Here is an 11,269-nt window from a genome sequence, read left to right as displayed (position 1 = left end):
CAGGTGTCGAGGCCCGGCGTGCCGGCGTCAGCCTGGCACTGTCCGGTTCCAGGTGCAGTTCGCCCAGGGCGGCCCAGGTCTGCTCGGCAAAGCGCAAGGCCGGGCCATGCCGGCTGTCGCGGGCCTGCCATTGCTCAAGCTCGACCTGCTCGGCCGCACTCAAGTGACCGGCGTGCAAACGCACCGCCCAGTCGGCGGCCGCCTCAGTGATACTGCGCTCTTGCGGACCCTGGCTATTCACGTGTGAATCTCGATTTCTCGTTATATATAAGCAGTGACGTCTAACCCCGACATTTACCGTAATTCATTCGTCGGCGGGCCGCTCATCGGTGCCTTGCAGGCGTTGCATGACATAGGCCAACGCCCGGGAAAGATGCTTTTGCACCGAACTGTCGGAAATGTTCAAGTGCCGGGCCACCTCGGCATGGGTCATGCCCTCGATCCGGTTCAGGCGAAAAATCTCCTGGGTCCGTTGTGGCAGTTCCGCCATCGCCTGCTTCAATGCCATCCGCTGTTGCTGCGCCATCGCCTGCGCCTCCAACCCGGCCAGTTCATCTTCGATTTCAGCCAGTGCTTCATGGGACACGGTGTCAGTCTTGCGCCGCGCCTCCTGACGAACATGGTCGATCAGCAGATTCCTGGCCGTTCGGTAGAGATACCCCTGTGAATTGTCGATGCGCTCGCCACGGGTCTGCTCGGCCAGGCGCAGGAAACTCTCCTGCACCAGGTCGGCAGCCAACTGCGGGTCCCGTACCTTGCGCGCCAGATACCCACGCAAGGTAGCGGCGTGCTTGAGAAACAGGCCCTTGAGATCCACGTCCGACAAACCGACTCCCTGGAACTTGAAGGAAATTGGCGGGCATCTTACGGCTTGTCGAGAATCATTTTCAATTGATATCAACACCCATCTGCCAGGGCACGAGTGCAACCACCCCGGCACGGCGTGAGGGCGCGCCACGGCCCACCTGGCGCGGATGGCCGCCTGTTTTGCGGTTGAGACGGGCTGCCCGGGCTTTGGCTCCGCCGCCCTGACGCCCATTGCGCGCCGCCACCAGCACTGCGGACAACAAGTGGTCAGCCACTACTGCGACTTGGGTTTGCTGCTCAGAGCGCGGGAAGTTGTTCGATAAACGAACACTTAATGCCGCGCGACCTCCGCCGTCGACACCCTGCAATTGACCTAATTAACCAGTTAGTACAATTTAGCCGCACAAGCGGGCCTCGCACGCCACGCTAACAATAACAACGGAGATTCACCCCCTATGCCCCCTATCGTCCTGGTGCTCAACGGCCCCAACCTGAACCTGCTCGGCACCCGCGAACCCTCGACCTACGGCCATGAAACCCTGGCGGATATTTCTGCCCTGTGCGGCCGCGCCGCCGAGGAGTTCGGGCTGGCGGTGGAGTTTCGCCAGACCAACCACGAAGGTGAACTGCTGGACTGGATTCATGCCGCCCGTGGCCGCTGCGCCGGCATCGTGATCAACCCCGCCGCCTGGACCCACACCTCTGTGGCCATCCGCGATGCGCTGGTGGCCAGTGAGCTGCCGGTGATCGAAGTGCACCTGTCCAACGTCCATGCCCGCGAGCCGTTCCGCCACCATTCGTTCGTGTCCTCGATCGCCCAGGCGGTGATGTGCGGTTTCGGCAGCCATGGTTATCGTCTGGCACTGGAACACTTCAGCCAGCGTTTGAAGGGGTGAATCGCATGAGCACAACCAACGCCATTCTCGCCGGCCTGATCGGCGCCGGCATCCAGGCCTCGCGCACCCCGGCCCTGCACGAACATGAGGGCGACGCCCAGGGCCTGCGTTACCTGTATCGTTTGATCGACCTCGACTTCTTGCAACTCGACAGCAGCGCGCTGGCCGACTTGCTGCTGGCCGCCGAACGCATGAGTTTCACCGGCCTCAACGTGACCTTCCCCTGCAAGCAAAGCATCATCCCGCTGCTCGACGAGCTGTCCCCCGAAGCCCGTGGCATCGGCGCGGTAAATACCGTGGTGCTCAAGGACGGCAAGCGCATCGGCCACAACACCGACTGCCTGGGGTTTGCCGAAGGTTTCCGGCGCGGCCTGCAGGGTGTGGCCCTGGACCAGGTGGTGCAGATGGGGGCTGGCGGTGCCGGTGCGGCGGTGGCCCATGCCCTGCTCAGCGAGGGCGTGCAGCAGTTGAGTATTTTCGATGTGGAAACGAGCCGCGCCCAGGCCCTGGCCGACAACCTGAACCAGCACTTCGGTGCCGGTCGCGCCAAGGCCGGTGTCGACCTCGCCAGCACCCTGGCCAGCGCCTCGGGCCTGGTCAACACCACGCCGGTGGGCATGGCCAAGCTGCCGGGCATGCCGGTGCCGGTCGCCTTGCTGCGGCCTGAGTTGTGGGTCGCGGAAATTGTCTACTTCCCGCTGGAAACCGAACTGCTGCGCAACGCCCGGGCCCTGGGCTGCAGGACCCTGGACGGCGGCAATATGGCGGTGTTCCAGGCGGTGAAGGCCTTTGAACTGTTCAGCGGCGTGACCCCGGACGCCCAGCGCATGCTGGAGCATTTCCAGAGCATGAACGGCTGAGCCCATAGCCGCGCCCCTGGTGGACTACGGTGCTGCAAATGGCCAGCACCGCCTGGCGGCAGGGGCAACAAATGGCCCATGCAGCGCCGGGTTACTCGGGCTTGAGTTGCAAGCGCGAGAGCAAGGCCACCAGCAGGATGTTGAACAGGATGATCAGCACGCTGCTGAAGATGCCGATCACGCTGATCAGGGCGCTGGGCATCCAGTCGAACAGGCTGGTGCTCAGCAGGCCGAGCAAGCGTTCGGCGAGCCAGAACGAATCGACCACAATCATCAGGATCAGGATGACTTTCAGGGTTGGGACGGGATTGCCCATAGTGCATTCCTTGGCGTTAAGGGAGGGAAGCGCGGAGCTTAGCTGAACCGCCAGAGGTTGTATGCGACCCACCCGCGCCATGACGTAAAAAGCCCGCCGCCTGCACTAACAACGCAGGGGCGGGCTTTTTTGTCGACGCTCGGGGCCGCCTCAGGCCTGCAGGTAGCGCAGCACCGATTCGCAGATCATTTCCCGGTGGCGCTGCTTGATGCTTTCGTCCGGCAGGTCGATCTGGAAGATCTCGCCAAAGGTATGGCGGTTGGACACCCGGTAGAAACAGAACGAACTGATCAGCAAATGCACGTCCAGCGGGTCCAGCCCACTGCGGAATACCCCCGCTTCGAGGCCGCGCTTGAGGATCTCGCCCAGGGCGTGAAGGATGGTGTTGTTCATCGCCTTGATCGCGCTGGACTGCTTGACGTACTCGGCGTTGTGGATGTTTTCGATGCTGACGATACGCACGAAATCGACATTGCGGTCATGGTGATCGAAGGTGAATTCCACCAGGCGCCGGATCGCTTCCCGCGGCTCCAGCTCTGCCAGGTGCAGGCGGCTCTCGGTACTGCGGATATCGCCGTAGAGCTTTTCCAGGACCTCGACGTAGAGCTGTTCCTTACTGCCGAAGTAGTAATAGATCATGCGCTTGGAGGTGTGGATGCGTTCGGCGATGGCATCCACGCGGGCGCCGGAAAGGCCCTGCTGCACGAACTCGACAATGGCTTCTTGAAGGATGTTCTCGCGGGTCTTTTCCGGGTTGTTCTTGCGACTCTTGCGCGGCTCCACCAGCGGTTGCTCGGGGGCTACGGAGAGTTCTGGGGTCATTGTCATTCTGGGCTCACGGCCAACGCTGCACACGCGGGCGATTATGGGCCGCGTGTGCCAGCGAAAGAAAGCACCGGGGCGGCCTGGACCGCCCCGCGTTACCAAACTCCTACAACTTGGCCTGGCGCACCGCACCGCTGCGCGACTTGGCCATGGCCGCCAGGCGCACCGCGACGTTTGCCGCGCCGTATCCGACGTAGCCATTCTTGCGCTGGATGATCTCGAAGAAGAACCGCCCTTCGAACGGCTCGGTGTACACGTGGAACAGCTCGCCGCCCTGGGCATCGCGGTCGTAAAGCACGTTGTAATAGGCCAGTTCGCTGAGGAACTCATCGTCGAAATCGAAGCGCGCCGCCAGGTCGTCGTAGTAGTTGAGGGGGATGTCCAGCAACGGCACCCCAGCCTCTTTGGCACGGCTGACTTCGGCGAAGATGTCCGCACAATCGAAGGCGATGTGGTGCACACCGGAACCGCGATAGCTCGACAGCGCGTGGGAGATGGCGGTGTTGCGGTTTTCCGAGATATTGAGCGGCAAGCGGATCGAACTGCAGCGACTGCGCAAGGCGCGGCTTTTCACCAGGCCGTAAGGGTCGGGCAGCACCACTTCGTCGTCGGCGGCAAAATCCAGCAGGCTCTTGTAGAACAGCACCCAGCTGTCGAGGGTGTCGGCCGGCAGCGCCATGGCCATGTGGTCGATGCGCTGCAGGCCGCCCTTGGCGACCACGCCGGGCAGCATATTGAAGTCGGTGTCGTACAGGTGCTGGCCGCCGTTTTCCTGGTCCACCAGGTAGATCAGGCTGCCATCGGGCTCGCGCACGGCGGCCAGTTCCAGCTCGTTCGGCCCGACCAGCCCACGATAAGGCTGGCCTTTATAGGCCACCGCCCGTTCCAGCGCCTTGGCGCTGTCCTTGACCCGGATCGCCGTGGCACAGACCGAAGGCCCATGGGCCTCGAAGAAGCTGTGGGCGAACGAGTAAGGCTCGGAATTGAGGATCAGGTTGATATCGCCCTGGCGCAGCAGGCTGACGCTTTTCGAGCGATGCTGGCCGGCCTTGGCAAACCCCAGGCGTTCCAGCCAGCCACTGAGCTTGGCGCCCAGGGCTTCGTCCACCGCGAACTCGAGAAACTCGGTGCCGCCGTACTCGCTGGCCGGCGGCGGTGCGAACAACTGGTCGAGGTTGGCCACCGGCTGCCCTTCCTGCAGCAGGCGGTCGCGGGTTTTCTCTTCCAGGTACAGCAGCGAGCGCAGGCCGTCGGCGGCGTTGGCCCGTGGCGGTGCGGCACGAAAGCCGTCGTTGAAGATTTCCAGGGACAAGGGGCCGGTGTAGCCGCTCTTGATGATCGGCGCGAGAAAGCCCGGCAGATCGAATTCGCCCTGCCCCGGGAAGCAGCGGAAATGCCGGCTCCACTCCAGCACGTCCATGGCCAGGATCGGCGCATCGGCCATTTGCACGAAGAAGATCTTGTCCCCAGGGATCTGCGCAATCGCCGCCGGATCGCCCTTGAGCGACAGGGTATGGAAGCTGTCCAGCAACACCCCGAGGTTTGGGTGGTCGGCCTGGCGCACGATGTCCCAGACCTGTTGATAGGTATTGACGTGACGGCCCCAGGCCAGCGCCTCGTAGCCGATACGCAAGCCCCGGGCGCCGGCACGTTCGGCCAGCAGGTGCAGGTCGTCGATCAGGATCTGTTGTTCGCCGACGCTGTCGGCCGAGGCGTTGCTGCAGACAAGCACCAGGTCGGTGCCCAACTCCTGCATCAGGTCGAATTTGCGTTCCGCGCGCTCCAGGTTGCGCGCCAGCCGGTCGCGGCGGCAGCCTTCAAAGTCGCGGAAGGGTTGAAACAGGGTGATGGCAATGCCCAGGTCGGCGCACATCTGTCTGATTTCGCGCGGGCTGCCGTCGTAGTACAAAAGATCGTTTTCGAAGATCTCCACCCCGTCAAAACCGGCGGCGGCAATGGCTTCGAGTTTTTCCGGCAGGGTACCGCTCAAGGATACGGTGGCAATGGAACGCTGCATGTTTCAACTCCCGGTGATGACTGCTCTGTAGCCGCACAGGCGGCGATCGGTACCGGCCGCAGCGAGCCTGGCGGGCGCGGTGCAGGCCATCTGCTCGGCCGCAACACTCACCAGGCAGCCCTTGCGCGCTACGCGTACGATCACGACGTACGGCGGCTCCACGAGGTCCGCGTCTTTTATTAGGTGAGCGAATTATTCAGCGAGCCCATCTATACAGCAATTCAAAGTGTACGAACCAGTTAGTTTTTAGGGCGATTATCGAACACAATGGCCATTGGTGAATTGACGATTTTTCGTCCACTGCGCACCATCCACCCCACATTGAGCCGGCAGCAAACCCCCGGCCTCAATCACCCTAGACCCAGAACACACCATAAAAATTTCAAAAATCGGGTAGACCCTCATGCTTGCACTCAACGCCCCGCTTTCCTGCTTCCCCCTCCGGTTCTCGCCTGGCCCAAACGCTATTGGCACTCTGCATACGGACGCTCTACGACCCCTGGGCTGAATCGTACCCAGCGGATCAGACCGCTTTCGCCCCCTTCCCCCCCGGGAGCCGACGAAAGCCTTCAGCCGATCAATCTTCGAGTTCACCTGCGGCCGGCCCGCACTCCTGAATTGATCAAGCGACCTTGAGTCCCGACGAGTCGACGCTCGTCAGTCATTGAACGGATGGCCAACATGATTCCTTCGCAAAGCTCTTCCATGGCCTCGCGCCTCGGGGCCGCCAACGGCGGTATAGGCGACAAGATCCGCGGCGCCATGGCGGTCGGCAAGACCCGCTGGGGCATGCTCGCACTGGTGTTTTTCGCCACCACCCTGAACTACATCGACCGCGCCGCACTGGGCGTGATGCAGCCGATCCTGGCCAAGGAGATGAGCTGGACGGCGATGGACTACGCCAACATCAACTTCTGGTTCCAGGTCGGTTACGCCATCGGCTTCGTGCTGCAGGGACGCCTGATCGACCGCGTCGGCGTCAAGCGCGTGTTCTTCTGCGCCGTGCTGCTGTGGAGCCTGGCCACCGGCGCCCACGGCCTGGCCACTTCGGCCCTGGGCTTCATGGTCTGCCGCTTTATCCTCGGGCTGACCGAAGCCGCCAACTACCCGGCCTGCGTGAAAACCACGCGTCTGTGGTTCCCGGCCGGCGAACGCGCGGTGGCCACCGGCATCTTCAACGCCGGGACCAACGTCGGCGCCATGTTCACCCCGATGTTGCTGCCGTTGATCCTGCACGTCTGGGGCTGGCAGGCGGCGTTCCTGTGCATGGCTGCACTGGGCGGGATCTGGCTGCTGTTCTGGGGCCTGAAGTACTACAACCCGGAAGATCACCCGACGGTGAAACAGACTGAACTGGAGTACATCCAGAAAGAAGTCGAACCCGAGCAAACCCGCGTGCCCTTCTCGCGCATCCTGCGCATGCGTGGCACCTGGGCCTTCGCCCTGGCCTACTCGATCACCGCGCCGGTGTTCTGGTTCTATCTGTACTGGCTGCCGCCGTTCCTCAACCAGCAATACAACCTGGGCATCAGCGTGACCCAGATGGGTATCCCGCTGATCATCATCTACCTGACCGCCGACTTCGGCAGCGTCGGCGGCGGCATTCTCTCGTCGTTCCTGATCGGCCGCGGGATCAACCCGATCAAGGCCCGGCTGATGTCGATGTTCCTGTTCGCCTGCTGCATCATCGGCGTGATCATGGCGGCCGGCACGGCCAATCTGTGGCTGGCGGTCTTCGCCATCTCCCTGGGCATCGGTGCCCACCAGGCCTGGACTGCCAACATCTGGAGCCTGGTGATGGACTACACGCCCAAGCACATGATGAGTACGGTGTTCGGTTTCGGCGGCATGTGCGCTGCGGTCGGCGGCATGTTCATGACCCAGCTGGTGGGCCATATCCTGACCGTGACCAACAACAACTACACCGTGCTGTTCACCCTGATTCCGGCGATGTACTTCATTGCCCTGATCTGGCTGTACTTCATGGCCCCGCGCAAAATTCCGACAATCGAAGACTGACGCTCCCTTCGCGCAGGCCCGGTTCCACGGGCCTGCGCTTTTTTCTCGACGCCCTCTTATTTTTTTCTTCCAGCTACGCAGGCCCTCCCATGCCCCTGGTTAACCTGAGCATCGCCCAACGTGCCGTGATCAGCTTTGGCGTCATCGCCTTGCTGGTTTTGCTCCAGGGCCTGTTCGCCCTGAAACAGATGGCCGAAGTCCGCGCCACCGGCCAGCACACGGAAACCGTGTCCCTGCCCAGCACCCGCTACCTGGGGGAAATCCGCGACTACGTCCTGAGCATCCGCGTGCTCAGCCTGCGCATGGCCCTCAACCGCGATCCAAAGGTGCTGGAGCCCACCATCGCCCGCCTGCATCAGGTGGAGGGCTGGCTGGACCAGGCCCTGGAAAAGTTCGCACCGCTGGTGGGTGACTACAACCGGCAGCAGTACCAACAGTTCGTGGCCACCGTGAGCACTTACCGCCAGGCCCTGGACCAGTACGAGGCGCTGTCCCAGGCCAACCGCAGCGCGGAAATGAACGCGCTGCTCAACGGCCAGATCCAGGATTACTCGACCCGCACCGGTGACCAGTTCGCCGAGTTGATGAACCTGACCGCCGCCGAAGTCACTCAGTCGGCGCAGCATGCCGACACCTTGTACAACCAGGTCAAATTCACCGTGATCGGCGCCCTGCTCGCCGTCGCCCTGCTGACCCTGGCCCTGGCCTGGCTATTGACCCGCAGTATCGTCGGGCCGATCCGCCAGGCGGTGGGCGTGGCCGAGCAAGTGGCGGCCGGCGACCTGAGCCAGACCATCGACAGCCACGGCAAAGACGAAACCGCGCGCCTGCTGCGAGCCCTGGCCAGCATGCAGGGCAGCCTGCGCGACACCTTGCAATCCATCAGCGGCACCTCGACCCAACTGACCGCCGCCGCGCAGCAGATGAGCCACAGCACCCTTGAGGACGCCAGCCGCCTGCAGCGCCAGCACAATGAAATCGAACAGGCGGCGACGGCAGTCAACGAGATGACCAGCGCCGTTGAAGAAGTGGCGCGCAACGCCGTGTCGACGTCCGACACCACGCGCCTGTCCAGTGACGAGGCCACTCAGGGCCAGGCGCGGGTGAACCAGACCCTGGACTCGATCCAGGCCATGAGCGGCGATGTCGGCAATGCCCTGCAACAGGTGCAGACCCTGGCCGAGCAATCCCGGGAGATCGGCAAGGTGCTGGACGTGATTCGCGCGATTGCCGAGCAGACCAACCTGCTGGCCTTGAACGCCGCTATCGAAGCGGCGCGGGCCGGGGAAGCCGGGCGCGGGTTTGCGGTGGTCGCCGATGAAGTGCGGGCCCTGGCCCACCGTACCCAGCAGTCGACCCAGGAGATCGAGCAGATGATTGCCCGGGTCCAGGGCGATACCGACGGCGTGCTGCAATCGATGCAGGGCAACAGCCAGCGCGTGGCCCAGACCTTGTCCCTGGCCGAACAGGCCGGGCTGGCACTGGCGCAGATCACCCGGGCCATGGAGCAGATCCACGAACGCAACCTGGTGATCGCCAGCGCCTCGGAAGAACAGGCCCAGGTCGCCCGCGAGGTGGATCGCAACCTGCTGAACATTCGCGACCTGTCACTGGAAAGCGCCGACGCCTCGACCCGCACCAACGCCACCAGCCAGGAGCTTGCGCACCTGGCCACCGGCTTGCAGAACCTGGTGCTGCGCTTTCGCTTTTAGGCCGGCTCAGCGCCGCCGTTGTTGCCAGGCCGCGGCCAGGCCGCTGAGGCAGATCACCGCAATGCCGACCTGGGTGATCAGGTCAGGCGTGTGGCTGAACAGCAGCCAGCCCAGCAGCCCGGCAAACACGATCTGGCAGTAACCGAACGGCGCCAGCAAGGCCGGCGCCGCCAGGCGAAAGGCCTGGGTCAGGAACAGGTGGGCGGTCATGCCGCAGGTCCCCAGCGCCAGCATCAAGATGCCGTGAGTCAGGGTCGGCACTTGCCAGAAAAACGGCACCAGCGCGCTTATCACCAGGGTGTTGCACAGCCCGGCAAAAAAATTGCTGGTGGTCGGGCTGTCGTACTGGGCGAGCTTGCGGGTCAGCAGTTGGTAAAAGCAGAAACACAGGGCCGAGCCAAACGGCAGCAGCACCGCCGGGGTAAACAGTTCGCCACCGGGGTGGATGATGATAATCACCCCGATAAAGCCGCAGATCACCGCCAGCCACTGCCCCCGGGAAACATGCTCGCCCAGCAGCGGCACCGACAAGGCCGTGACCAGCACCGGAGCCAGGAAGTTGACCGCCGTGGCTTCCGCCAGGGGAATGAACAATAACGCCGAGGTGAACAGCAGGCTGGTGCCCAGCAGGCACAGGGCCCGCGCCAGTTGCCACAGCGGGCGCTTGGTGCGCAGCACCCGCAGGCCCGATTGCGGCAGGAAGATCCCGGCCATCAGCAGGGTGTGCACCAGGTAGCGGGCCCAGACCACCATGATGACCGGGTAAAAACCGGAGAGGTATTTGGACAACGCGTCGTGACTGGAAAACAGGAAGGTCGCGAGGACAACCAGCAGGATGCCTTTCAAAGGCTGGTTGACACCGGAAAGGGGTGTGCTGATGGTCATTGGGAGTCCTTGTGTTAATCCTGGTTCAGGCCGTATCGCCGCCAATCCGGCTCCTGCAAGGTCACGACATCTTGTAGGAACCCGCTGTCCGGCGATAGGTTCATCTGCCGCTCTAGATCCTCGCCAACAGCGCCCGGGTCTTGTCCAGGGCCATTTGCGCCCGTTGCAAGGCGCTCACGCCCTGCTCCATCAAGCGCACTGCCGGGATCTCCAGGCTCAGTGGCAAGCCGGCCGGCAGACAATGCAAGAGCCCCGCCAGGTCGCAGTCGCCATCACCGGGGAAACGCCGCTCATTGCGTGCCTGGCGCAGGATCTCTTGCATATCGTCCGGCCGCGGGCCCGCCACATCGCACAGCTGGGCATAACGCAGCCGGGCCGGCGCGACCTTGGCCAGGTCATCGAGGGACGATGCCGAGCGATCAAAATGAAAGGCATCCACCAGCACGCAGCCGTTGCTGCGCCCGGCATTCTCCACCACCCGCACCGCCTGTTGGAGGTTGCGTGCATCGGTCCAGGGCATGAATTCCAGATGGGGGTGCAAACCGTAGGGCCGGGCCAGGTCGCAGAGCGCGGCGAAGTTGTCGGTCAGGCGCGCCTCATCGGCATCGTTGCCGGCCAGCAGCAATTCGCTGGCACCGAACTCGGCACCGACCGCGAGGATCGCTTCGAAGTCGGCGACCCGGGTCTCGGGCTTGAGCCGCAGGATTTCCACATCCAGCACGCCGATCCCGGTATCGCGCAGACGCGCCAGGGTCTGGCGGCGCAAGTCGGCGTCGGCCACCAGCGGGAAATGGTGTTCTTCCGGGGTGGCCGGCACCAGGCGCAGGCCGACGTGACTGTAGCCGGCGCGGGCCGCGACCTCGACCATTTGCGGCGGCGACAGCTCGAGCACGGTGAGGCTGGCCAGGGAAAAGATTCGTGGGGTCATGGGG

The 11,269-nt window shown here is 63.4% G+C and carries 12 protein-coding genes; 4 read left to right on the top strand and 8 right to left on the bottom strand.

Annotated elements, in window-relative coordinates; genetic code table 11:
• Both CF161_RS12590 and CF161_RS12585 read right to left on the bottom strand, forming a co-directional pair.
• Positions 1-241 (bottom strand): DUF4880 domain-containing protein (locus CF161_RS12590; protein WP_020296958.1); only part of this gene is annotated, 241 nt, incomplete at its 3' end.
• Between the two features lie 63 nt (positions 242-304).
• On the bottom strand, positions 305-826 hold the full coding sequence (locus CF161_RS12585) for an RNA polymerase sigma factor (protein WP_020296957.1): 522 nt from the start codon (positions 824-826) through the stop codon (positions 305-307).
• 436 nt (positions 827-1,262) lie between these two features.
• Between CF161_RS12585 and aroQ the strand changes: the two genes are divergently transcribed.
• Complete coding sequence (gene aroQ, locus CF161_RS12580; protein WP_020296956.1) at positions 1,263-1,703, top strand: type II 3-dehydroquinate dehydratase; 441 nt, start codon at positions 1,263-1,265, stop codon at positions 1,701-1,703.
• A gap of 5 nt (positions 1,704-1,708) precedes the next feature.
• Entirely contained in the window at positions 1,709-2,563 is an 855-nt protein-coding gene (locus CF161_RS12575; RefSeq protein WP_020296955.1) for a shikimate dehydrogenase, read from the top strand.
• A 91-nt stretch (positions 2,564-2,654) separates the two neighbouring features.
• On the opposite strand, the gene CF161_RS12570 is transcribed toward CF161_RS12575, so the two are convergent.
• The 4 genes from CF161_RS12570 to CF161_RS32815 all read right to left on the bottom strand — a co-directional run bounded on the left by CF161_RS12570 (position 2,655) and on the right by CF161_RS32815 (position 5,865).
• Positions 2,655-2,879 carry a hypothetical protein gene (locus tag CF161_RS12570; protein ID WP_020296954.1) on the bottom strand — a complete coding sequence of 75 codons (225 nt, stop codon included), beginning with the start codon at positions 2,877-2,879 and terminating at the stop codon, positions 2,655-2,657.
• A 150-nt stretch (positions 2,880-3,029) separates the two neighbouring features.
• Complete coding sequence (locus tag CF161_RS12565; RefSeq protein WP_043229301.1) at positions 3,030-3,707, bottom strand: TetR/AcrR family transcriptional regulator; 678 nt, start codon at positions 3,705-3,707, stop codon at positions 3,030-3,032.
• 103 nt (positions 3,708-3,810) lie between these two features.
• Entirely contained in the window at positions 3,811-5,721 is a 1,911-nt protein-coding gene (quiC, locus tag CF161_RS12560) for a 3-dehydroshikimate dehydratase QuiC (protein WP_020296952.1), read from the bottom strand.
• A gap of 3 nt (positions 5,722-5,724) precedes the next feature.
• On the bottom strand, positions 5,725-5,865 hold the full coding sequence (locus CF161_RS32815; protein WP_156882680.1) for a hypothetical protein: 141 nt from the start codon (positions 5,863-5,865) through the stop codon (positions 5,725-5,727).
• A 537-nt stretch (positions 5,866-6,402) separates the two neighbouring features.
• Between CF161_RS32815 and CF161_RS12555 the strand changes: the two genes are divergently transcribed.
• Entirely contained in the window at positions 6,403-7,740 is a 1,338-nt protein-coding gene (locus CF161_RS12555) for an MFS transporter (protein ID WP_020296951.1), read from the top strand.
• 89 nt (positions 7,741-7,829) lie between these two features.
• Positions 7,830-9,452 (top strand): methyl-accepting chemotaxis protein, encoded by a 1,623-nt coding sequence (locus tag CF161_RS12550; protein WP_020296950.1) that lies wholly within the window; start codon positions 7,830-7,832, stop codon positions 9,450-9,452.
• A 6-nt stretch (positions 9,453-9,458) separates the two neighbouring features.
• Here the strand turns inward: CF161_RS12550 and CF161_RS12545 are convergent, their stop codons facing one another.
• Together CF161_RS12545 and CF161_RS12540 are read right to left on the bottom strand one after the other, a co-directional pair.
• Positions 9,459-10,337, bottom strand: coding sequence for a DMT family transporter (locus CF161_RS12545; RefSeq protein ID WP_020296949.1), 879 nt, complete (start codon positions 10,335-10,337; stop codon positions 9,459-9,461).
• 112 nt (positions 10,338-10,449) lie between these two features.
• Positions 10,450-11,265, bottom strand: a complete 816-nt coding sequence (locus tag CF161_RS12540; protein WP_020296948.1) for a sugar phosphate isomerase/epimerase — start codon at positions 11,263-11,265, stop codon at positions 10,450-10,452.
• Positions 11,266-11,269 lie beyond the last annotated feature (4 nt).

The sequence above is a fragment of the Pseudomonas sp. CF161 genome (assembly GCF_000416215.1).
Classification (GTDB): Bacteria; Pseudomonadota; Gammaproteobacteria; order Pseudomonadales; family Pseudomonadaceae; genus Aquipseudomonas.
The sequence above is the reverse complement of the archived record's forward strand: the minus strand, read 5'-3'. Positions and strand labels throughout refer to the sequence as shown.